Source organism: Parafrankia irregularis, from assembly GCF_001536285.1.
Classification (GTDB): domain Bacteria; phylum Actinomycetota; class Actinomycetes; order Frankiales; family Frankiaceae; genus Parafrankia; species Parafrankia irregularis.
On the sequence record NZ_FAOZ01000002.1, the window covers coordinates 129,922 to 151,632 of the forward strand.

The 21,711-nt window shown below is 68.5% G+C and carries 18 protein-coding genes and 1 tRNA gene; 10 read left to right on the plus strand and 9 right to left on the minus strand.

Features of this window, described 5'->3' with window-relative positions:
• The first annotated feature begins 47 nt into the window (after nucleotides 1-47).
• The 6 genes from AWX74_RS03060 to AWX74_RS03085 all read left to right on the plus strand — a co-directional run bounded on the left by AWX74_RS03060 (nucleotide 48) and on the right by AWX74_RS03085 (nucleotide 5,508).
• Nucleotides 48-1,082, plus strand: a complete 1,035-nt coding sequence (locus tag AWX74_RS03060) for a zinc-dependent alcohol dehydrogenase (protein WP_193209924.1) — start codon at nucleotides 48-50, stop codon at nucleotides 1,080-1,082.
• A 579-nt stretch (nucleotides 1,083-1,661) separates the two neighbouring features.
• Nucleotides 1,662-2,432, plus strand: coding sequence for an LmeA family phospholipid-binding protein (locus tag AWX74_RS03065; protein WP_311984102.1), 771 nt, complete (start codon nucleotides 1,662-1,664; stop codon nucleotides 2,430-2,432).
• 144 nt (nucleotides 2,433-2,576) lie between these two features.
• On the plus strand, nucleotides 2,577-2,975 hold the full coding sequence (locus AWX74_RS03070; protein ID WP_091271389.1) for a hypothetical protein: 399 nt from the start codon (nucleotides 2,577-2,579) through the stop codon (nucleotides 2,973-2,975).
• Nucleotides 2,976-3,192: 217 nt separating this feature from the next.
• Nucleotides 3,193-3,576, plus strand: coding sequence for a hypothetical protein (locus AWX74_RS40625; RefSeq protein ID WP_207550247.1), 384 nt, complete (start codon nucleotides 3,193-3,195; stop codon nucleotides 3,574-3,576).
• 313 nt (nucleotides 3,577-3,889) lie between these two features.
• Complete coding sequence (locus tag AWX74_RS40630; protein WP_193209754.1) at nucleotides 3,890-4,516, plus strand: MerR family transcriptional regulator; 627 nt, start codon at nucleotides 3,890-3,892, stop codon at nucleotides 4,514-4,516.
• Nucleotides 4,516-5,508, plus strand: coding sequence for an aldo/keto reductase (locus AWX74_RS03085; RefSeq protein WP_193209753.1), 993 nt, complete (start codon nucleotides 4,516-4,518; stop codon nucleotides 5,506-5,508). The genes AWX74_RS40630 and AWX74_RS03085 overlap by 1 nt, the downstream gene beginning before the upstream one ends.
• A gap of 47 nt (nucleotides 5,509-5,555) precedes the next feature.
• Here AWX74_RS03085 and AWX74_RS03090 read toward each other — a convergent pair whose 3' ends face one another.
• Nucleotides 5,556-7,016, minus strand: a complete 1,461-nt coding sequence (locus AWX74_RS03090) for a DUF2786 domain-containing protein (protein WP_091271391.1) — start codon at nucleotides 7,014-7,016, stop codon at nucleotides 5,556-5,558.
• A gap of 130 nt (nucleotides 7,017-7,146) precedes the next feature.
• Between AWX74_RS03090 and AWX74_RS03095 the strand changes: the two genes are divergently transcribed.
• Entirely contained in the window at nucleotides 7,147-7,482 is a 336-nt protein-coding gene (locus tag AWX74_RS03095) for a tyrosine-type recombinase/integrase (protein WP_242666049.1), read from the plus strand.
• Between the two features lie 891 nt (nucleotides 7,483-8,373).
• Here AWX74_RS03095 and AWX74_RS03100 read toward each other — a convergent pair.
• The 5 genes from AWX74_RS03100 to AWX74_RS03115 form a co-directional block, all read right to left on the minus strand.
• Nucleotides 8,374-9,447: an IS110 family RNA-guided transposase gene (locus tag AWX74_RS03100; RefSeq protein ID WP_091271393.1), complete on the minus strand. Its 1,074-nt coding sequence runs from the start codon at nucleotides 9,445-9,447 to the stop codon at nucleotides 8,374-8,376.
• A 456-nt stretch (nucleotides 9,448-9,903) separates the two neighbouring features.
• Complete coding sequence (locus AWX74_RS39400; protein ID WP_165615450.1) at nucleotides 9,904-11,253, minus strand: hypothetical protein; 1,350 nt, start codon at nucleotides 11,251-11,253, stop codon at nucleotides 9,904-9,906.
• A gap of 260 nt (nucleotides 11,254-11,513) precedes the next feature.
• Nucleotides 11,514-12,002 (minus strand): gamma-glutamylcyclotransferase family protein, encoded by a 489-nt coding sequence (locus AWX74_RS03105; protein ID WP_091271394.1) that lies wholly within the window; start codon nucleotides 12,000-12,002, stop codon nucleotides 11,514-11,516.
• Nucleotides 11,887-13,083 carry a hypothetical protein gene (locus tag AWX74_RS03110; RefSeq protein WP_131799395.1) on the minus strand — a complete coding sequence of 399 codons (1,197 nt, stop codon included), beginning with the start codon at nucleotides 13,081-13,083 and terminating at the stop codon, nucleotides 11,887-11,889. The genes AWX74_RS03105 and AWX74_RS03110 overlap by 116 nt, the downstream gene beginning before the upstream one ends.
• Nucleotides 13,070-14,026: a helix-turn-helix domain-containing protein gene (locus AWX74_RS03115; protein ID WP_091271396.1), complete on the minus strand. Its 957-nt coding sequence runs from the start codon at nucleotides 14,024-14,026 to the stop codon at nucleotides 13,070-13,072. Before AWX74_RS03115 ends, AWX74_RS03110 begins: the two co-directional genes overlap by 14 nt.
• A gap of 341 nt (nucleotides 14,027-14,367) precedes the next feature.
• On the opposite strand from AWX74_RS03115, the gene AWX74_RS03120 reads away from it, so the two are divergent.
• Nucleotides 14,368-14,826: a hypothetical protein gene (locus AWX74_RS03120; protein ID WP_091271398.1), complete on the plus strand. Its 459-nt coding sequence runs from the start codon at nucleotides 14,368-14,370 to the stop codon at nucleotides 14,824-14,826.
• 67 nt (nucleotides 14,827-14,893) lie between these two features.
• Nucleotides 14,894-15,313: a tyrosine-type recombinase/integrase gene (locus AWX74_RS03125; RefSeq protein WP_242666050.1), complete on the plus strand. Its 420-nt coding sequence runs from the start codon at nucleotides 14,894-14,896 to the stop codon at nucleotides 15,311-15,313.
• 104 nt (nucleotides 15,314-15,417) lie between these two features.
• Here the strand turns inward: AWX74_RS03125 and AWX74_RS03130 are convergent.
• From AWX74_RS03130 to AWX74_RS39810, 3 genes are all read right to left on the minus strand, one after another.
• A tRNA-Arg gene (locus AWX74_RS03130) sits at nucleotides 15,418-15,490 on the minus strand.
• 93 nt (nucleotides 15,491-15,583) lie between these two features.
• On the minus strand, nucleotides 15,584-16,138 hold the full coding sequence (locus tag AWX74_RS03135) for a metallophosphoesterase family protein (protein WP_091271401.1): 555 nt from the start codon (nucleotides 16,136-16,138) through the stop codon (nucleotides 15,584-15,586).
• A 150-nt stretch (nucleotides 16,139-16,288) separates the two neighbouring features.
• A complete protein-coding gene (locus tag AWX74_RS39810; RefSeq protein ID WP_165615451.1) occupies nucleotides 16,289-20,605 on the minus strand; it encodes a hypothetical protein in 4,317 nt (1,438 codons plus the stop codon).
• An 88-nt stretch (nucleotides 20,606-20,693) separates the two neighbouring features.
• Between AWX74_RS39810 and AWX74_RS03145 the strand changes: the two genes are divergently transcribed.
• Nucleotides 20,694-21,107: a hypothetical protein gene (locus AWX74_RS03145; RefSeq protein WP_131799396.1), complete on the plus strand. Its 414-nt coding sequence runs from the start codon at nucleotides 20,694-20,696 to the stop codon at nucleotides 21,105-21,107.
• The last annotated feature ends 604 nt before the right edge of the window (nucleotides 21,108-21,711 follow it).

The following is a 21,711-nucleotide window of genomic DNA, read 5'->3' on the forward strand; positions in this document are numbered from 1 at the left end:
CCATATCACCCCCTCATCCACCGGAGGAGAGCACCACCGTGAGCAGGATGAAGTCCCTCTACACCGGCACCACCCCGGACACCGTCGAAATCCTGGAGGTGGACCGCCCTGTCCCAGGCCCGCGCGACGCGCTGGTCAGGATCCGAGCCTGCGGCATCTGCGGCACCGACGTGTCGTTTCTGCACCTGGGCGGTATCCCTGCCCACGCTCACCTGGGCGGCGAGATCGTCCCCGTCGCGCTGGGCCACGAACCAGCCGGTGAGGTCGTCGAGGTCGGCGCCGAGGTGGAGGGACTGAAGGTGGGCGACCGGGTCGTGGTCAACCCGCAGGGGCCGAGCGGCGTCATCGGCTGCGGTGCGCGACACGGCGCGCTGAGCGAGTACCTGCTCGTCGAGAATGCCGCCGTCGGCAGGAGCCTGGCCGTCTTCCCCGACCACGTTCCGTTCGACGTCGCATCCCTCAACGAGCCAATGGCTGTCGCCCGGCACGCCGTCAACCGCTCCGAGGCAAAGCCCGCCGACAAGGTCGTCGTCTTCGGTGCCGGGCCCATCGGCCTGGGCGCGGCGATCTGGCTCAAGCTGCGCGGCGTGGAGCACGTGGTGGTCGCCGACGTCATTCCGTCCCGGCTGGAGAAGGCGCTGGCCATAGGGGCGGACGCCGTCATCAACTCCGCAGAGCAGGACGTCACCGGGCGCCTGACCGAGCTGCACGGGCAGGCCAGCAACGCCCTCGGACAGCCCCGGCCCGGCACCGACATCTACTTCGATGCCGCCGGCGCAGCGGCGGTCTTCAACACCGTGGTGGGCAACGCCAAATGGGGCGCCAAACTGGTCATGGTCGCCATACAGAAGAAGAGCTCGGAGATCGACCTCGGCGGAATGCTCCGCAGCGAGCTCACGCTCATCGCGTCGCAGGGCTACCCGACCGAGATCTTCGAGGTCACCCCCGAACTCGTCGAGCACGAGGACCGCTTCGCCAGGCTGATCAGCCACCGAGTGCCGTTCGCCGAGGCCGACCGTGCCTTCGAGTGGGCCCTCACGCCCGGCGCCGCCGAGAAGATCGTCGTCACCTTCGACGACTGACCGAAGAAACGGCACCGCTGTCGCGTCCGGACGAGAGCCCGGTGCGGACAGCCTGCAGTAGTCGAAAATGGCTGCCTCCATCCGAGGCGGAAATCGAGCAGCGCGGTGCACATTCTGGCTGCACCCCGCCACCGCCAGCAGCGCATGAGATGGAGATGTGCGGTGAATCACCGACCCGACGCCGGCGAGCCCGGCACCGGCACCCACCCTTTTGACGGCGTCGGCGGCCTCGACGAGGAAGTGGAGAACAGCGCCGAACAGAGCCGCATTGAGTCGGTCGAACCCCCGCGACAAGACCACGTCCCGCCCGAGGCACTGTGGAGAGAACGGATTCAGGCTCGTTACCCCGTCCCACAGGCGCAATCAACCACCCGTCGCACCCAGCCGGACGTCTCCAGCGAAAGCCATGCCTGCCCTCGCGGTGATGATCAGCAGGGCCGTGAGGAAGACCCGGTGGCGTACCGCGACGCCGGGAATGATGCAGGCGCCCGACCGGCATTCGACGGGGAACCGCCATCCGTGGCCTCTGTGGACACAGCACGACACGCGAAGCGGCGTCGTCGGCGGCGGATCATCGCGATGGTGGCAGTCATCCAACTCGTCGTGTTGGCGGCCGGTGACCGATTCGCGGTCTCCGCCGCGGAAGACCAGATGGTCAGCCAGATCGAAGCCAGCATCATCGAGAACCTCGACTGCGACGTCACCCCACCCACGGTGAGCGACGTCAGTATCGGAGGGTTCCCCTTCCTGACTCAGGTCGCATTCGGCAGGTTCAAGGACATCGGGGTGACTGTGGAGGGGGTACCCACGCCAGGGCCCCGTATCTCCGCAGTTGAGGCACACCTGCGCGGCCTGCACATCCCGGTCACGAAGATGCTCACCAACAGCGTCGGTGAGGTGCCGGTCGACGAGGTCGAGGCGACAGTTCACCTCGACTACACGGATGTGAACACCTACCTGGCTGGCCAGCCGGGCGCGGTGCAGATTAACCCGGTGGACGGCGGTGACCAGGTAGAGGTCTCCGGAATCGCCGACATCCCGGTAGTCGGCTCCCAGGAGGTCGGCGGCATCACCACCTTCGAGATCCGGGACAACAAGCTCACTCTCGTACCTTCAGAGATCTCGCTGCGTGGCACGCTGAACATCAGTATCCCCGTTCCGGGTGGGCTGGGGAACCTGCTTCCCGACATACCGATTCCGGTCGGCGCCCTGCCGTTCGACGTCAGCGTTGTCAAGGCGGCGACCGACGCGACAGGTCTCTCCCTGACCGCCACGGCCAGGGACATCACGCTCCCGGAGGCCGACACGAAGCCTCGGAACTGCCCGGCGGCGGACACCGACCGGTCCTGAGTGACCGAACAGAAGCCGCCGTATCCGTGTCGCGCTCGGCCCACCACCGCGACACCCGCGAATGCGTTCCAGGATTTCGCACCCATGAAAAAAATCTCCCACGGAAGAATGTCCGCGCCCAGAAATTTCCGAGATAGGAGGAGGATGGACGTGAAGCGAATTGCTGTTTCCCTCGCCGTCGCATTTACTGTACTGACCGCATGTCAAGATCCAATCGACTCGGCGGGCGGCGTCGGTAGCGCATCCTCCGGGCCGAGCGCCTCGGCGCAGATGTCACCGAGCCCGGGCGCCGCACCGGACAGTGCAGACACCGCCGCATATGTTGCACAGTTCCGCCGGGATTTCCCGGAGGTCGCCGAAGGCAGGACGGACCAGCAGATCATCCAGGATGCCTTCAGTAGTTGCTCGGACATGGCGGACGCCATGGATATAACCACTCCGTCGATGGGGCGACGCTACGGGCTCGGTGGATCGAAAGCTGACCAGTTCACTCTGCACAACATCGCGCTACTCACCATGGTGGAAATCTGCCAGACCGTCTGACGAATAGCGACGCACAGTTGGAGGGGCGCTGATGCCACGACGATCGCTCGCTCGGTGGATAGCTGCGAGAATCCACACCGCCATTCTGGTGACCCGGCCGCGGAGCGGAAGTCCCGCCCCCACGCATGCCCGTCGACGTCGATCTCGGAGCACTCCGATCAGGAAGCTTCCTACGTCCTGCCCCGGCAAAGGGACGAATATCGCTGGCGCCCTACGGATGGCCGCGGGGCGAACTGCGTCCTTCGTTTGGTCCTGCACGCTCTGGGCGGCTTTCGCGGTAAGTATCACAGGAACGATCGCCGGAGCGAAGATCCTCGATCTCGACGGTGCGCAAGGCAAAGCGGTGAGCTACGGCTCGATCGCCCTCTCTCTCCTGGTGGGATCGCTTCTGGCACGGCGAGAGCCCCTGAGATCGCTCCTCAGATCGACCAAGGTGCAATGGTTTTTGTTTCTTTTCAACGGCAGCATCGCCGTGGGTTCCTATTTCTTCGTTGACGGCAACAAGGGTATCGGTCTTGCTGTTGGGATGGGACTGGTCGCCCTCGGAGCAGGTCTTGGCCTGCTGAAACATCCGAACCGGTCCGCCGCCCGGCCGGAATAATGCGCTCTGTCTGGCGCTGTCGCGTCGACAGCCCGGCATCCCAGTGGCCGTTATCCGGCCATGATCGGGTGCTGCGTCGGCGTAGTGGCTGTCCACCGGTTCCGACATCGGAGTCCGCGGGGTTCCGGTTCCCGCCGGAGGTGATGTGTCGATAGACGTCCGCTGGCGTCCGCCCTCGTTCACCAGGACTCGTCGACCGTCGATCGTCCGTCCAGCGGAGCTGTCCGATCGCTTGACGTCGCTGGAGGCACCGGACGGTTCGAGCGCGGTCTGGGTTTGACTTCGAGCGCACTCTAAGCTCTAGCGTCGGGGCATGGTCACGATCGACGGGCTCGATGAGCGCGATCTCGGAGTCTCGGGCTCGCGCCGGCCGGATGTCACGCCCACCGAGCCGGACGCCGACTCCGATGCATCCCCCGTCCTCCTCGCGGGCCCGGATTTCCGACTCGACGCCGCCGGTATCGCTGACACGGCCGGCATCGCTGACATCAGCGGTAGCGCCGACAGCGGCAGCACCCACAGCGGCAGCGCCGACAGCGGCAGCGACGTCGAGCACACCGTCGCCCCTCCGCTCACCGGTCTCACGATCGCAGAGGCGGCGAAGGTGACGGGCGTCAGCGCGCACACGCTGCGGTACTACGAGCGCGTGGATCTGATGCTCGAGCGCGTGTCCCGAGCGCCGTCGAGTCATCGCCGATACGACGATGAGGACCTGCGCTGGGTCGGGACACTGACCGCACTGCGCCGCACCGGCATGCCGATCCGGCAAATCGCCCGGTATGCGGCGCTGGTCCGGGCTGGCGACGGCAACGAGGCGCAGCGACTCGACCTGCTGGCCGCGCACCGACGGCTCGTCGCCGAGCGGCTGGAGGAAGTCCGCCGTCATCTCACGGCCATCGACAACAAGATCGATATCTACCGGAAGAAGGTCGACGACTGATGCCAACCTCCACCCTGCGCCAGATACCGCTCGGCGCCCAGGGCCTTCAGGTCTCCGCCCAGGGCCTGGGCTGCATGGGCATGTCCGACTTCTACGGCACCCGCGACGACGAGGAGTCGGTGGCCACCATCCGCCGGGCGCTCGACCTGGGTGTGACGTTTCTCGACACAGCTGACATGTACGGACCGCACACGAACGAGAGGCTGGTCGGGCGGGCCATCGCCGGCCACCGCGACGAGGTGGTCATCGCCACCAAGTTCGGGATTGTCCGCGACCCGGCCAACCCGCTCGCACGCGGTGTCAACGGCCGGCCGGAGTACGTGCACTCGGCCTGCGACGCATCCCTCTCCCGGCTCGGGGTCGATCACATCGACCTTTACTACCAGCACCGGGTCGACCCCGACGTGCCGATCGAGGAGACCGTGGGGGCCATGGCCGAGCTGGTCGCGGCGGGGAAGGTGCGCTTTCTCGGACTCTCGGAAGCGGCCCCGGCCACCATCCGCCGGGCATATGCCGTGCACCCGATCAGCGCGCTGCAGACCGAGTACTCCATCTGGTCCCGCGACCCTGAGAAGGAGATCCTCCCGACGGTTCGCGAGCTCGGTATCGGTTTCGTCTCGTACAGCCCGCTGGGGCGGGGCTTCCTCACCGGGAGCTTCCGCGGCGCCAAGGACTTCGAGGCCGGGGACTTCCGTGGCTCCCTGCCCCGGATGAACGAGGAGAACCTGGAGACGAACCTCGCGCTGGTGGCGGAGATCGAAAAGATCGCGGCGGCGCGGGGATACACACCGGCACAGGTCGCCCTAGCCTGGGTACACCACCAGGGCGCCGACATCGTCCCAATCCCCGGGACGAAGCGACGTACCTACCTGGAGCAGAACGCCGCCGCTGCAGATCTTGAGCTGAGCGACGGGGAGCTCGAGACCTTGGCACAGGCAGGCGAGAGCGTCCGGGGCGAGCGGTATCCGGACATGTCCAGCATCGACCTGTAGGCCGAAGGACCTGAGCCTGGACCGTCGCTGCCTCCGCTTCCTCCTGCTCAGGCTCCGGCGTTGGTGTCGGCACTGGCGTCGGCCACGTTGGCACTGGCGTCGGCCACCTCGTCCCGGACACTGAGCGAGGCGAGATCGGCGGCGGCCCGGCCGAGGACGCCGCCTTCCACATCGGCGGCGTTCACGGTTTTTGCCACGACTTCGGGGAACATCCTCTCGGCCGCCTCCCGGACGCTGTCGTTGCGGGCGGCGAGTGCGGGCAACAGCCGGCTGTCGCCCGAGGCGGCAGCGGCGTCGGCACCCGCCTGCTCCGTCGCGGTCGCGAGTCGTTCGCCGATCCGGGTCGCGAAGGAGATGAGGAAGGACTTGCGGAACGCGCGGGTCCGGGACCGGCCGTACCGGTCCTGGCGGCCGCCGGCCCGCGTCACCGCCGCGGTCGCCTGCACCAGCAGCGAGGTGTAGAGCAGCTCCACAGCCTCCAGATCCGTCGGGTACCCGATCACCGTCATGAACCCGAGGTTCCTCACCCAGATCGAGCGGCAACGGTTCGCCTCGGCGATCACGTTCAGCAGGATGGCCTTCGGCTCCTCATAAGGGTTGCCGATGCCGATCCGACTGGCGCCCGGCTCGTCGGCGGACGTGAACGTGGACGCGGACGCGGACGAGCCGCGAGCCGCCAGCAGCGCGTCATCGATGCTGTACCGGGCCATCAGCTGCTGGGCCTTGGTGGTCAGGGCCTCGGCCTCCTCCGCGAAGGTGGTCGATTCGGCCTTGGCCAGCAGCGCGCGGACCCTGTCCAGGACACGGGGATCGCCGACGGGGCCGCGGGCACCACGCCGGGCGGCTCCCGGCAGGGGCCCCAGCATCTGGATCGTGGGCAGGCCGTGGATCAGAACGATCAGTTCGATGACGTCGTGGATCACTTCGGCTCGCCCACGGCCCTCGTACGTTCCCCAGGCGTTCAGCAGTTCGTCATCGCCCCACCAGACGGTGGCGTCGAGGGTCTGCAACTGCGCATCCCACCGCTCGTCAACGGTGGCGGCGTCGTAGCCACGCATCATCTCGGCCACGAAGTCGATGGTCATGCGCGCCGACCGGCTGCCGATCTCGCGACTGGCGAAACGATGGAGGTCCGCCGGTTGCCAGCCGCGGCGCCAGGCAGCGCTGACGGTGCGTTCGAGCCAGCCGGTCAGAGCCTGGTTGACGACCTGGTGCCCGCTCGACCCGGCCGGCGCCGCGGCCAGGTTCCGCACCTGTGCTGCCACGGCGGCGGCGAGGCCGTTGACGTACGCGTTCACCGCCTCGGCGATCATCATGTCGGCGGTCTCCCGGAGCATCGTCCGGTGGTCACGCTCCTGATCGAACCAGCCCGCATGACCCGCAGGATCCCCCGTAGGCCCAGTGTCACCGGCCTTGGCTGTGTGGTCGGCCTGCGCGCGTGCCCGCGCCTCGCGTGCCTGCTGCTTGGCCTGGCGCCTCTCGCGGTTCTCGCGGTTGCGAGTGCCCATGGTCGCCTCGCAATGGTTCGTCCGGCCGGCTGGTTCCGGTGGTGGCATCTGCTGCCGAGTATGCCAACCGCTCAGGAGTCGCCTGAGAAGCAATCGGTCTGGCCGAGGTGGACAAGGTGGCGAAGCGGCCGTGACGGTGCGGACCGGTCGGCCGATGCCCTCCGGCGCCGAGGTCAGCGGCGGCACCTTCGCGAAGCCGGGGCCGGTGGCACCTGGTCAGGTTGGCCAGCGTCTCCGATGTCCGCGTCCGGAAGCGGACGAGTGGGCCGACCCGGGGCTGGTGCTCACCTCGGCGCCCGGCAACCGGATCGACCCGCGCAACGTCCTCCGGTGGTGGGACGAGGTGTGCGAACGCGAGGAAATCCCGCACCCCCGCGTTCACGACCTACGCCACACCGCAGCCTCGCTGCTGTTCTCTGCCGGTGTCGACCTGAACGTGGTGATCGTTCCCGGCTGCGGTACCTGAGCCCCGGAAAGCCCAGAGCCCCGCGCCGTGTGATCGGCTGCGGGGCTCTGAACCTGTCTCAACCAGACATCTCAGGGTCCACCCGAGAAGAAGATCCACGGGCGGTAGCTGGAGCGAAGCTCCAGGTCGTGGGGTCCGGGGCTCGGCCCCGGGGCAGAATTGCGGGCCCTGGCGAGTCGCCCGAAAGGGCGACGAGCAAGGATGTGCGCTCGGAGGGACTCGAACCCCCAACCTTTTGATCCGTAGCCCTCGGCGCACCGTCCCTGGACGTCTACCGACGTCCATCGGTGCAGGTCGCGGGCTCAGCGATGTCCACCGATATCCACGAACGTCCACCCCGATTGCAGTACAACTGCAGTACCGGATGGCTTTCGTGTGCGTTACAGGACGTAGCGGGAGCCGGGAGTCCTTCTGGAGGGGGCAAGAGTGGATGCGTTAAGCGCTCTAGCTGGGACAATTGTGGGAGGAGTTCTTGTCCTCCTGGGTGATTTTCTCCGGCGGCGGGATGAAGGGCGTCGCGAATTTGCGCGGAATCTGGCTAACGCAAGTGCTTCCCTGGCTTCCCTGTGTAATCGCTTGAGTGGTGAGCTGATCGACGCGAGAGGTGAGGGGGTACACCTAGATGAGATCTCAACATCAAGGCCTGAACGCTGGGAAGTTGTTACGCGCTTCTACATCACCCCAGGAAGTGAACGGATCGCCGATGAAGCTTCGGCCATGATAAATCACTACCAAAAGCTGCTTGAATCGTATTCAACCGATGACGTTGTCTGGCAAGAGACCGAGCGGGCCTTCTATCGGTCGCTGCTTCAGTTTGAGTCGGCGGCACGCACGGTAGTTGGGCGATAATTTTGGCTACGGTGATCGTGCCACTTGACGCTTCTATGTCTGTCAAGGGGCTGGGGCAATCGTCATGGTGAGGGCGGGTGCGGCGGTGAGGGCGCGGTAGATTTCTCGGGTGATGTAGCGCTTGAGGCAGCGGCGGATCTCTCGGGTGGTCTTGCCTTCGGCGGTGCGGCGGGTGACGTAGGCGCGGGTGGTGGGGCAGCAGCGCATACGGACGAGCGCGATGGTGTGGATCGCGCTGTTGAGGGTGCGGTCTCCGCCGCGGTTGAGGCGGTGGCGGACGGTGCGTCCGCTGCTGGCCTGGAGTGGGCTGGTGCCGGCCAGGGCGGCGAACGCGGCGTCGTTGCGGCAGCGTCCGGTGTGGGAGAAGCTCACGACCGCCTGGGCGGCGGTGACGGGTCCGAACCCGCGGCGTTCGGTCAGGCCGGGGACGAGGTCGTCCACGATCTGCTGGCGCTGGGCGGCGTTGGCCTTGAGCGCGCGGGTGTTCTCCCGGACCGCGGTAGCGAGCCGGCGGATCTCGGCATGACGCACGGTCTGTTCGCGGGTGGGATTCCGGGGTTCTTGGCGGTGGGAGAGCCAGTCGAGGGTGCCGGCGGTGAGGCTCCCACGGGCGAGCTCGCGGTCGGCGTCGTCTCCGCCCAGCAGTAGGGCACGCAGCCGGTTCGTCTGCGCGGTGTTGGTGACGGTGAGGTCGTGGCGGGCACCCAACAGGATCCGCAGGGCCTCACGGTCGCCGTCGGCACGAGGAACGGGAAGCTTGCCGGTGTCGAGACGGAGTGCGGCCAGGACGGCGAGGTGCGCGTCGACGGGGTCGGATTTCCCTGTGCCGCGCCGGACGGTGCGGTGGGGCTGCTCGCACTCGATGACGAACAGGCCGGCGGCGGTCAGGACGCGGGTCAGACCGACGCCGTAGCTGCGGGTTCCCTCGATGGAGACGACGACACGTGGTCCGGGGGCGTGGTCGGTGATCCAGGCAAGGAGGCGGGCGAAACCGGTGCTGTCGTTGCTGATGGTGCAGGTCGCGACCGGGAAACCGGTCGGCAGGGCGAGTTCTGCCTGGTGGGTGTCGCGGTGGGTGTCGATACCGACGGCGGCGTCGCAGTGTTCTGCCAGCATGGGCACCGGCCTGGTCCTTCCTCACGGCGGACGGGTCAACGTCGGTACCGGCCTGGGTGGAGTCACCGAGCGGCACATCTGTGACGGGTCACGCCCACGGGCGGACAGGCTTCTGATCAGGCCAACTGGTGGGCCAGGCCGGTACCGGCGACCACGACGGACAGGTCAAATGCAAGGCACGCCGCAGCGGCCGAATCCGTAGCGAGTCACGCCGGGGTCACCGGCACCGAGCCTGAGGGCACTCCACCCGGGAGCACCGCAACGACACACTCACAGATCCGTAGTTGAATCTGGAACTTCCACTGACGTCCGTGGACGTCCGCCGCGTCCGCTGGCCTGGGACGCTCCATCCGCTGACGTCCGCCGCCGTCCGATGGCTCGGCTGTCAACTTGGCTGTCAGCCCGGCCGATCGGTGCTCGTGGCCCCTACTGTCACTCTCTATCGTCGGCCCTCTGCTAACTGGGGTTTTGCTGAAGCGATTCTGGTCCTTCTGCTGGCCCGTTCCCGGATTCATGTGGAAAAATTTGCGCGAGATCGACGTTTTCTCGAAGGCCTTTGAATAGTGGCCAGCGCCGCAGGTCGATCTCCGACAGATCCCCGCTTTTCATGATTTCAATTATTTCAGGTACGGCTGCATTATAATCGCCGAGAAGGCATCGCTGGGCGATTTTGTAGATCGGCGCGAGTGCGGACGTGTCCCACCGCTCAATCTCTGCTCTATTAGAATTCGGACCATTAAGCTCTTGGCCTGAGATCCAACTATTTACCTGACAGCGGAGTCGAATGCCGGCGCGCATATTTGCAGGTAAGACGCCGCCCATCTTTTCGGCCACCGACCACCAGCCTTGAGTCATGGCGGAGTACTGTATATCTACAATTTCGTTGCCAATTTCACTCTGCTCACTCTTCTCCAGCTTCAGTGCAAGAGAACATCCGACGCCGACACCAACGGCCAGTACCGATGGGAGTGCAGAATTAAGGTAGGGTACGTCGATCCGCAAAATTGATCGTAACTGTATGTTGTTCCGCTTAGCCTCTCGGACTCTGGCGACATACTGTCTACTTACTGTCGAATTATGATGGACTACTGCGTTTCGACGCTCAAGCACTTCCACGAACGTGTCCCAGTCAATCGCGAGGTCGCGCATTTTCGGAGTACCGAGACGCTCAAATTGAGAAGCCCAGTGCTCCAAGCCTCGACGAGTGAAATCCTCCACCCTGCGGTCGACCAAGTCTTCGACGGCCTCCTCAATGCTTCCGTAGGCTAGGAGATCTGCGAGGGAGAATTCCTTCTCATCGGCACCGAGGGCCTTCCGGTGGACAGAGAGATGGATTCGCATTAGAGCGCCGAGATGGACCTCAAAAGCGCTGACGATCTGCGTCAGAAGTGATTTTCGGACGATCTCAGACCGCTCGGGTGGTAGTGGCTTTGAAAGAGCTCCAGCAACAGCACTGAGGTACGGCCCTGCATGGGCGAAATCCGACTCAGACTTCACTCTTGTCTGAACTCTTCCTTCATGATAAAAATACTCTAATCCCGCGGCAGAAATGGCTTCCTCGGAATTATTGGGGAGCTTTGCTTCGCCCTCTAGAATGCTTGAATAAAAGGCGAGCAGCTCGACCATTGCGGTGCGCTGCTCAAAATTTGGATCCGGGAGGTCGCCAAAGATGTCCGAGAATCTCGTGCTGTCAATATCTCCTTCCGCACCCGCGACGAAGTTGACCAAATCGGCGATTGCTCGAATCTCGCTGAAGAACGTGTTCACCTGGCGAATTATGTGCATCGCCGGCGAGGTCTCGGCCAACCGGTCCCCCTTGTGTCGCATAGTGAGTATTATTGTGAGAAAGTATACGGTTTCAATTCCGATTTGGATAGACCGTTGTACTTCTCCGATGGATCTTGCCGGTCGTGTGAGTTCCATTGGCCGCGACGGGTCGGGGAGCACGGCGCGCTAGCGCCGCGCGGACCCGTTACGCGGCGCGGCCGCTGAGGCGCCTCACACGCGCGGCGCTGCGGGTGGGTACGGGTCTTGATCCTAAAACGGCGGTTTCGGCAACGTGCGGCCTATGCGGTTGCCTCGTATCGGCGGCGCCATGTGGCGCATCGTTCGACGTAGGCGGGTAGGTGCTCGCGGGCGAAGTCGTCCGGGCTCCATGCCGTGGCGGGGAGGAACTCGGCGGGTTCGGCGCAGACGTAGGCCCATGCGTGGCGATCATGGTCTAGGGTGATGCGTCCGACGGTGTAGAAGTCGGCCTCGAACGCGTCCAGTGTGACCCACTCGGCCGGGGTCAGATCGTCGAAGAGGTGCCCGGCGGCGGTGGCGGCCTCGTCGTGGATGAGGCCGGGGTAGATGCGTTCGGGTAGGGCGATGACGCGCCATCCGGTGACGGTGACCGGGGTGCGGTGGGGGTCGCGGTCGATGAGGACGCGGAGGACGTCAGGGAAGAGAAGGCTTCCGTAGACGAAGAGGGGTGCCGGGTCCGCCGATGCGGGGGCCAGTCGGCCAGAGGTTGGTGAGCTGGCTCGGGGTGAGGGGCTGTGTGTAGGTGGCACGGAAGACCTTCCCCACGATGTCGGTGTCGGCGGTGTCGGCGAGGTTGACGAACCAGTCGATGCCGGCGGGGTAGGCCCACAGGTAGCTGCGTAGCTGGGGGTCGTTACCGCGGTCGGTGAGGATGTCGGCGATGGTGCCCGCGGTCCAGAATGGGACACGGGCGCGGGCGTGCTCGGCACACGCGGCAACGGCGTGGCCGGTGTTGATGGCTTGGTGTAGCTCGGCGCGGACGAGCTGAAGGTAGTGGTCCAGGCGGACGCGGGCGGTTACCGCGGTGTCGTCGGGGATGACGAACAGCGGCATGGCCTGGGCGATGCCTTCCAACAGCACCTGGTACGGCACGTGGACCGACAACAGGCGCGGCCACGAAACATCGGCGCGCTCGGTAGTGCTGGTGTAGCTGGCGCTCTGAAGCGCGTGGCCCAGGATCTCGTGCAGGGCGAACTGGCGTAGCCGGGTCTTGGTGAAGGTGGCGTTGCGGAGGTTGAACCGTAGCCGGACCTGGTGGCCGGCGCCGTCCAGCCAGTAGGCCCAGTAGGCGTCGACGTCGGCGGTCGTGATGTCCAGGGTGTACGGCGCATCTGTTTCGGCAAGGGCCCGGACGGCTGGCTCCAGCTCGTCCGCGGCGGCCCGGATCAGGTCGGGTGCGTCGGCGGTGTCGACGGGGCCTTCGGCATCGCGGAGCTGGCGGTCGGTGTCTGTTCCCCAGGAAATGCCGAGGTCGGCAAGTGCCGCGCGGGCGCGGTCTCCGACAGCGGTGACGTACTTGTCGGGCCATCCGCCAGCGGGGCATCCCTGGGTGGCGCTCAGGTAGGAGTTGATCGGGGGCCGTTCGCCGAGCAAGGCGGCCAGGTAGGCCAGGTGCGCCCGGAGCTGCTCGGCGCACACCTGGTCGTTCTCGGCGTCGGCGCGGTCGCTCAGCCTGCTGAGCGTTTCGTAGACGTCTAGGCGGCTCGGGGCTGCGGTGACCGGCTCGTCGACGGGTGCGCAGTCGAAGTCGATGACGGGTGCGGCGCCGCGGGCGGTTTCGTGGGCGTCCCACGCTCGTAGGGCCTGCTCGATGGCGTCACGTAGACGCATGCGGGGTGTCCCACCGGAGCGTGACGAACTGGTTCGGGCGCAGGTTGCGGCGGGTCAGCTCGATGACGATGCCGTTCTCGTCCCGGGCGATGGACAGGCTTTCGGTCGCGGTGACCTCCGACCCGTCCGGCCGGTCCTCGGTGGCGGAGCATCGGGTGAGGGCGGTAACGCCTTGGTGGCGCAGCCGGATCGTGAAGAGGCCGGTGGGGCGGACGATCGACTGTCGCCAGTAGTGGTCGTAGACGAACCGGCCACCCGTGCCGCGGTAGCCGACCGTCGCGGATTCCCCGGGTTGGATGGCCGGGAAGATCTGGCAGGCGAAACGGGCGGACAACGCGGTGTCGTGGACGCGCTGAATGATGATGTTCCGGTCCGGCGTCGGCAGGGCCTCGATGTCCAGCGGGCCGCGGGTCGTCTCGAACCACAGCTCACGGTTCAGACGGGTGAAGGCCGTGTCGGTGCCGTTGTAGATCTCGTGCCGATAGGTCAGAGTCGCCCATCCGTCGTCGGCCACGTCGATGTCAATGGACAGGCTGCGGTCCTCGATGTCGCCGGAAGCCACGGCGGGAACGGGCCCGGCGGGTTGCCCGGGGATGACCGGCGTGGGCGATGCGGGGGCCGCTGTTTCGGCAACCGTCGCTGGGCTGGTGGCTTCCCACGGGCGCGGGGCGAGACGGAAGTACGCCCCGGGGATGCGTAGGGCGTCGGCGATGCGCTCGACCAGGTCAAGCGTGGTGATGCGGGTCTCGCCGGGCATGACCCGGCTGACCCGGCTTTGGGTGAGGCCACGGACGGGCGAGGACACGCGGTCCTGACTGGCTCCGTCGTACTTGCGCATGAGGCGGAAGATCGTCCCGAAGTCCATGGCTTCGCAGGCGGCGCGGAAGTCGTCTCGGGCGAGTAGCTCGGGCGAGACGGTGTGGGGAGGGGCGGGCTGGGCCATCCGCCATCTCCTCCGGGTCCGGGCCGACTACCAGGGTCAGCGGGTGGTCATGTCGCTACGCAGAGACTAACCCGGCCATGCGACGTTGGTATGGCCTGTTCGCCGTAGTTGTGAGGATCAGGCCCTCGGCTGGCGCTCGCCAACCGCTCGCTGAACGGAACCCCACCGGTTCGTCCATACACACCGTGCATTGCCAACTTGACGTTTCGTGACACATCCGGGTAGCGGCAGGCTGATCGGCAAGCCACCCCGTTCCGCGCCTGAGACGGGCGTCCTCCGCGGGGCGGGGTGGCGTCCAGACCGGCAGACAGCGTGAACGGACGAACTGGGGGTGCGGCGGCGTGGCCGATGAGGTGCGGGAAAGTCGGGACAGCGTGCGGCGGACCCCCGGGTTCGCGATGCGCTGGACCCACGGCTCGGCCGATGTGGCCGGTGACCCGGGTGTGGGGCTGCTGCCCTGGGGTGACGATGCCTGGGCGCTGGTGATTCCGGCGGGCTCGTCGGCCTCGGCGCTGGCGGATGCGATGGTCGGGATGCCGGACGGACTGCGGTTCGTGGAGGCGTTCGGCGACGTGGATGTGGTCCTCGTAAACGCGGCGGCGGGGGTGAGGGTGTCGCGGCGGGACGCTCCGCGGTCGCTGCTTCGGCAGATGCTCGGGGGTGACCCGGCCGCGGCGGGGAACAGCGACGGGCGGTGGCTGACCTCCGGCGAGAACGGTGCCGATGAGACGGGCCCGTCAGAGCTGCTGGTGGACGTGCTGCGCCGTCACGCGATCCGTCGTCGGACCCGCCGCGTGTAGGACACCTCCGTCCTTGAGCTGACGCCGTACACGCTCCACCCAGTGGGCCGGATCTCGTCGGGGAGTCGTGGGTCGTGCTGACGGCGTCTTCGGCAGCGGCGAGCCTGGTCAGGATCTCGAGGCGTACGAATGGGCGGATCCCGGGTTGGTGTTCACCTCGGCGACGGGTAACCGGATCGACCCGCGGAACGTGAATCGCTGGTGGGACAAGGCGTGTGAGCGGGCGGAAATCCCGCACACCCGCGTTCACGACCTGCGCCACACCGCGGCGTCGCTGCTGTTCTCGGCCGGCGTCGACCTGAACGAGATCCGGGCCCTGCTGCGGCACACCAGGCTGGCCACGATGGCGGACATCTACGTGGACATCCTGGACGAAGTGCGCCGCTCGACGGCCCGGAGCATGGACGACATCCTCGCCAGGCTGCACCGGCCGTCAGCTACGGACGGTGACGAAAACGGGGAGGGTGATCAAGCCGTGAAAACGTGATCGTTTCCAACTGCAGTACGAACTGCAGTACTTGACCCGGAATGCGGCAGAGCCCCGCAGCCTTGGATGGGGGCTGCGGGGCTCTGGCCTGTCTCAACCGTGCGTGCGCTCGGAGGGACTCGAACCCCCAACCTTTTGATCCGTAGTCAAATGCTCTATCCGTTGAGCTACGAGCGCCTGCCGATCACTCTCGTGTTCGGCTTCGCCAGCTTACAGCACGCGGAGCGGGTGCTACGAACCGCGGCCTCCTGATCCCCGAGGTTCTGGCATTCATGATCGTCGGATGGGCTCTCGGTGGGGGCGTGTCGATGTCGCGGTCGGGAGTTGGTGTAGTTCGACGTCGGTCAGGGTGCTGGCCGCGATGGTCGCGGTCAGGTAGGTGGGGTGGGGCTGGCGGCGGCGGTCCGTGGGCGAGCCCGGGTTCAGCAGCCGCAGGGGGTGTGCGTCGCCGGGGCGTGGCGTCGTGGTGTCCCAGGGGATGTGGGAGTGGCCGAAGACGAGCACGTCGGCGTCGGGGTGGGCGGCGGCCAGGCGGCGTTCGCGGCCGGTGGCCGGGCCGGTCTCGTGGACGACGACGAAGCGCAGTCCGTCCAGGGTGATCCTGGCGACTTCGGGTATCTGGGCGCGGATGTCGGGTCCGTCGTTGTTGCCCCAGCAGGCGACGAGCCGTCGGGATCGGGCTGTGAGCTTGTGTAGCAGGTCGATACTGACCCAGTCGCCGGCGTGGATCACGACATCGGCCTCGTCGACGGCGGACCAGACCTGCGCGGGCAGGTCACGGGCCCGAGCCGGGACGTGCGTGTCAGCCAGCAGAACGAGACGCATTCAGCCAGTGTTCGCGATCGCGCCGGTCTTCGCGATGTCGCCCGCGCCTGAACGCGGTCCGGTGCGCGATCGGCCACCTGCGCTGGTCAGTCATCTGGCGTGCGGTCCGGTGGGTGGCGGGCGTGCGGTTTGGGCTCAGGCACGGGGATGTCAGTGGCGGCGCCGGCGGAAGCCGGGGAGGAGTTCCTGGACGAGGGCGTCGGTCTCCGGTTCCGCGGCCCGGCTGGGGCGGCCTGGCGGAGCGGCGATGGCCCGGTACAGCTCGCCGGCGACGGCTTCCAGGGTCTTGCGATCACCGCGGGCGGCGACGGTGCGTAGCAGGTCACGCCACAGGGCCTCGGCGGTCGGCACGGCGCGCAGGCCGGTGCGGCAGGCGGCCATCGCGGTGATCGTGTCGCCTCGTTCGAGGGTGATGGCGGCGAGGCGGTGCGCCGCGTCGATGACGGCGCCGCGCATGGTGCGCGCCACCGGGGTCGTCTCCACCCACTGGTACCTGCCGTCGGCTCGGTCGGACCACAGTGGTCCGCCGATCAGGTTCAGGGCGTCGCGCAGGTCCGCCTGGGGGTTGCTGGCGTCATCGGGGCGAGCGGCGCGGTGGCTGTAGGCCACAAAGAGTTCCCAGTCGCAGCGGACGTCCGAGCTGAGGGTCCAGAGTCCGTCCGGAGCGGGCTGCAGGCGGGGCCGGCCGTCAGCGTCGACGCCCAGCCAGTTGCGGGCGGCGATCAGCGCGGGCAGGATCGCTGACCCCTGTGTGGTCTGTCCGTCCGCTGGGTCCGACGGGTTCGCCAGGCCGAGGAAGTCGCGCAGCTCCTCGGGATAGGCGCCGTCCCGGTGCAGGGCGAGGAAGACGATGATCTCGGTGAGCAGGTCGGCCTGCTCGCGCTGGATCGGTCCGGGTGCGCCGATGTAGGGGTAGCCGAGCACATGGACCTCGGCTTCCGTGGGCCCGGCGGGGTGCGGTTCGAGCTGCGGCAGGGTCGCCAGGACATCGGCGGCGGAGTCCGGCCGGGGGAGGCGCGCGTCCTGCGGCTGCGCCGCCCCGGTCACGCTCCCGCCCATGTTCCCGGCCTCGCCCGTGGTCTGGCTCGCGCCCGCGGTCTGGCTCGCGCCCGCGGTCTGGCTCGCGGGATTGGGCTGACTCGGTGGGGCGGCACCGTAGGCCGGCTCGGCGTAGTAGGCGTGCGGGTGTGTCGACGGGTGGGCGGGAAGTTCGTTCGGTGGCGGCGACGACGGGGGAGGCGGGGGCGAAGGCGGCGAACCACCGCCCCACTGGACGTAGTCCTCGGCCCAGGCTTCTGTGGCCTCCTGGTATTCCCGCGGTCGCTGGGCCGCGGCTTCCTCGGGGCTATGAGGCGATGGCTGGCGATGGCCTGGTGCCGGCTGCTGGCCATGCGGCGGGGGGACGAGCAGCGTCCGCGGAACCCTCGGGACGTCCGTAGGCCGCAGGACCGGCTGGTCCGCCGGCGTCAGATATGCCGGTGGATGATCCGCCGGTGCCGGCAGAGGTGGTGCGGGCGGGGGCATCGCCGCCGAAGGCGCCGGGGGCGGGGGCCAGGTCGGTCCCTGCGAGGGCGGTGCGGGCGGGGCCGGAGGCGAAGACGGCGGCGTGGCCGGGATGTAGCCGTCCGGGATCTGGCCATCACGGCCATCCGGGACGTATCCGGCTTGGACGTAGCCATCCGGGACGTAGCCATCGGGCACGGGGCCGGCTGTGACGTGGCCGGCTGGGATGTAGCTGTCCGGGGCAGGTGGGACGGGCGGGGCGGCGGGCGGCTGCGTGTGCGCAGCGGCGAGGTCGTCCCCGGGGCGCGGGCCGATGGGCATGCGGATGACGGAAGGCGCCGAACTCGGCGGAGGCACCCACGGCACGGGTCCGGGGATCGAATCGGCGTCCCGAGGTGGGCGGGTGCCCTCCGGATGCGTTGACGGAGACGGCGACGGCGGAGGTGAGGTTTTCGGCGCGGGTGCGGGCACCTGGTAGGGGCCTGTGCTCCCATGGCCGGTGGCCGGGCCGGAGGTCGGAGCGTACGGCGGCAGAGGCGGCGCCGGCCTGGCCGGTGCGGGCGGGACCGGCGTCGGTGGGGGAGGCGTAGCTGAGTGCGGTGGCGGTGCCACCGGGAAGGCGGCCGCGGCCCTTTCGGGGTGATCGGGCTCGGCGCGGGCATCCGGCGAGGTCGGCGCAGCGTCTGGGATGGGCAGACGCACCGGCCCGGTGGCGTGCCCGTGGTGCTGCGCGGGGGTGCGGTACGTACCGGTGCCGGGGTCGGACGCCGGCCAGCGGCGGTCGTCGTCGTAGCCGCCGTAGTTGTCGTGGCTGCCGGAGCCGTCGTATTCGCCAGAGCCGTCGTAGGTGTCGTAGCCGTCGTATTCGCCAGAGCCGTCGTAGGTGTCGTAGCCGTCGTATTCGCCAGAGCCGTCGTAGGTGTCGTAGCCGTCGTATTCGCCGGAGCCGTCGTCGACCGGCCCCTCGTCGTGGCCGTCTTCGTAGCCGTGGCCGTGGTCTTCGTAGCCGGCTGGCCCGTCGCCATGATCGTCGTCATGGTCGTCGTAGCCGGCCGGGCTGTAGGACGGGGTGCTTGCCCAGGGCGGGCGCGGGACTGCGGTGCCGCGCGATCCTCCGGCCTGGATGCGGAACATCGCCAGCATCGCCGCGTACTCGGCCGCGGCAAGGGTCTGGGCGTTGACCTCGACGCCGAGCACGCCGAGCGACATCCGGGCGTCGGGCCGGACGTCGAAGCGCCAGCGTGCCGCCGGGCTGTCACCGACCATCAGCACACCGACGGTGTGGTCGCGCCCGCCCGCGAGCCTGGCCAGCCGCTCGGCATGGGCCGGCGCCGGCGGGCCGGCCAGGACCAGCAGGTCCGGCGACCACTCCGACGGGGCGGTCGGCGACTGCCGCCCACGCAGGGCGGCGCCCGGCTCGGCGCCCCAGGCGGTGTCCCGTGGTTCGCGGGCTTCCAGCTCGTCCAGGATGTCGGCCAGGCTGGACGAGGTACGCAGCCGTCCCGGCGCGATCGGGCTGGGGTCGTCGGCGAAGCCGACGAGGCAGACCCGCAGGTCGTCGGACCAGATGTTCGTCGCCAGCTCGACCGCGACGGAGATCGCGGCCTCGCTGGCCACCGCCGGATCCCCGGTGAGGGCGATCATGCCGGGGGCGCCTTCGAGATCGACGAGGATGCGGCAGCCGGTGTCGTCACGCCCGACGGTGACGAGTGCCGGGTAGGGCGCCGGGACGTCCGCTGACAGGCTGGCGCTGGCCTCGAAGGGGAGCCCGTCCGGTGCGTCGGGGTTGCGTTCGATGCGCCACGAGCCGGGGTTGTTGCCGACCTGCCAGGGACTCGGCGGGGGTTTGGCGACGGCGGGCGCCATGTGCAGGACGAGAGCGGAGTCGGTGAGGATCGCCGCGTACACGGGTGGCAGTTCTCGGCCGCGGGCGGTCAGCCCGGCGGAAAGCAGCCGGAGTGACCGGTCGACGAATCGGGCGGAGGGCAGGTCCGCGGCGAGCCGCAGGGCGTGCTCGACCTCGGCGGAGAACGGGTCGGCGTTGGCGTCGCTCGATCTGCGCCTGGTCAGCGCGGTGAGAACGCCGGCGGCGAGCAGTGCGGCACCGCTGATTCCCCGCCCGCCGCCGATCCGGCCCGAAGCCGCGCGGTTGGCCGCTGAGGCCGATGCCGCACCTGTTCGGTCGTCGTGACCGCCGCGTTGGCCCCCGGGCCCGGTCGTTGCCGTCCTTCCCGCTGGCCCTGGTGCGGTTGTGGGGCCGGTCGAGGCCGCCGGCGCGGTGGTTCCGCCGGCGGCTGCGGCCTGGGATTCGTAGCCGGGGCCGTAGTGCTGGCCCGGTCGATGGTCAGCCGGACCTGGTGCGCCGGTCCAGCCGCCCGCGGTGCTCGGCCCGCCGGCCGTGGCGCCCGGCCAGCCCGTGCCCACGGGCCCGGTCTGCTGGGAGCCGGTTGCCCCTGCCGCACCACTGCCGCTGGTACCCGGGGCGGTGGGCCCGGTGTGGGCCGTCGGTTGGCTCGTCTCGGCCTCGCGCTGGGCGGCGAAATGAGAATGGACCTCGTGGACCCAGGAGGCTTCGCGGTGTGGGACCCGGATCGTCCGGACCTCCTCGCCCGCGGCGTCTGGGGGGAGCAGCAGCACCCAGCCGGGGGCCACGAGTGAGGGCGCGCTGAGCACCTGCCCGTCCGGCTGGATGCGACCCTCGTTGAGGGTGAAGAGCTCGCGGTAGCGGAGGCTGTCGCCGAGCAACCGCCGGGCGATCGCCCAGAGGGTGTCGTGCTGGCGCCCGTCGGCCGGGCGAACCTCGCAGAACTTGACGTCGACGCCGTCCGGGAAGAGATCGGCGGGACTCTCCTCGCCCGCGGTCAGCTCGCGTGGTGCGGACGCATGCTCATCCCACCGGAAACGCCGCGCCGGGACCGTGGCGGACGCGGGGCCCCCGGCCACGTCACCGGTCGGGCGCTGCATGATCGGCATCGGCCCGGTCGAAGCCGGGGAGGGCACGGCGTGGGCCGACCCGGTGGTCGCGGCGTAGGCCGACCCGGTGGTGCTGACGATGGCGCGGCTCCGGGGGGCGAGTGATCCGGATCCGCTCCTCGGCCTGCTGTGCCCGTCCCCGGTACCAGCTGCGCTTTCCACCGCGGGTGGCGATGCCGGCGGCCGCGACGCCGGTGGCTGCGATGCCGACGGCCGCGACGCCGGTGGCTGCGCGGACGGCTTCTGCGTGGACGGCTTCTGCGCGGGCAGTGACGTGGAGGTCGACGAGGGAGTTGCCGCAGCCGTGGCCGTCGGGGCTGTAGGTGTCGATGCGGGTGCCGCTGCGGGCAGCGCGGGGCGCGCCTGGGGTGTCGCCGGATGGCTCCGGTTCGGCTGGGCAGCGGTGAGGCCACGGGCAAGCCGTGAGATCGCGGCCGGATCCGATCGGCGCAGCCGGCCGGTCGCCGCCGCCACCTCCCCCGCCGTCACCTGATCCGGCGCTGTCTGCGCCGCCGACACCGAGCTCTGGTCATCGCCGGAGCCACGGCTCCGCCGGCCAGCCCCGGAACCGTCGGGACGGGGCAGCTCGGGCGCCGGCCCTCCCACCCTCGGTGCACCTCGGTGCGCGGCGCCGCGCCGGGCAGCCGAGCGACCGCGAGGGGGTGCCGTGCTGCGCGGTGTGGCGCCGCGTGGTGTGGCCAGCGGTAGCAGGTCACCTACCAGCCTGCGGGCCAGCAGCTGGCTGCCGCCACCGAACGGAATGCGTGGGGCAAGGCCCGTCTCCCGCCGCTCGGCCCGCCATTCGGCGATGACGCAGACGACGAAATGAGCCCAGATCAGCCATGCCGCCAGAACCATTAGGCGCAGCAGGTTGGCCGCACCGAACTCACCGGTGAACGCTCCGGAATCACCGAAGGCGGCGGACAGCGGAGTGCCGCTGAGTATGAGGAGGAGGACGGGCACGGCAATACCGAGAGCCAGCAGCAGCGCAGCGGCCGAACCGCTGCCCCGGCGTGCGCCAGCGCCGGCTGAGCCACCTGTTGGACTGCGTGTGGCCTGACCTGCTGGATGACCCGTGGCGTGGCCTGCTACACGGC

Coding starts and splice junctions, on each gene's coding strand:
- AWX74_RS03060 (WP_193209924.1), top strand. CDS start 48: ATGAAGTCCCTCTACACCGGCACCACCCCGGACACCGTCGAAATCCTG.
- AWX74_RS03135 (WP_091271401.1), bottom strand. CDS start 16,138: ATGCGTCTCGTTCTGCTGGCTGACACGCACGTCCCGGCTCGGGCCCGT.
- AWX74_RS03100 (WP_091271393.1), bottom strand. CDS start 9,447: ATGCTGGCAGAACACTGCGACGCCGCCGTCGGTATCGACACCCACCGC.
- AWX74_RS03090 (WP_091271391.1), bottom strand. CDS start 7,016: ATGGGCACTCGCAACCGCGAGAACCGCGAGAGGCGCCAGGCCAAGCAG.
- AWX74_RS40630 (WP_193209754.1), top strand. CDS start 3,890: ATGGTCACGATCGACGGGCTCGATGAGCGCGATCTCGGAGTCTCGGGC.
- AWX74_RS03145 (WP_131799396.1), top strand. CDS start 20,694: ATGGCGCGGCTCCGGGGGGCGAGTGATCCGGATCCGCTCCTCGGCCTG.
- AWX74_RS40625 (WP_207550247.1), top strand. CDS start 3,193: ATGGCCGCGGGGCGAACTGCGTCCTTCGTTTGGTCCTGCACGCTCTGG.
- AWX74_RS03115 (WP_091271396.1), bottom strand. CDS start 14,026: ATGGCCCAGCCCGCCCCTCCCCACACCGTCTCGCCCGAGCTACTCGCC.
- AWX74_RS03085 (WP_193209753.1), top strand. CDS start 4,516: ATGCCAACCTCCACCCTGCGCCAGATACCGCTCGGCGCCCAGGGCCTT.
- AWX74_RS03110 (WP_131799395.1), bottom strand. CDS start 13,083: ATGCGTCTACGTGACGCCATCGAGCAGGCCCTACGAGCGTGGGACGCC.
- AWX74_RS03070 (WP_091271389.1), top strand. CDS start 2,577: ATGGACGTGAAGCGAATTGCTGTTTCCCTCGCCGTCGCATTTACTGTA.
- AWX74_RS03065 (WP_311984102.1), top strand. CDS start 1,662: ATGGTGGCAGTCATCCAACTCGTCGTGTTGGCGGCCGGTGACCGATTC.
- AWX74_RS39810 (WP_165615451.1), bottom strand. CDS start 20,605: ATGCAGCGCCCGACCGGTGACGTGGCCGGGGGCCCCGCGTCCGCCACG.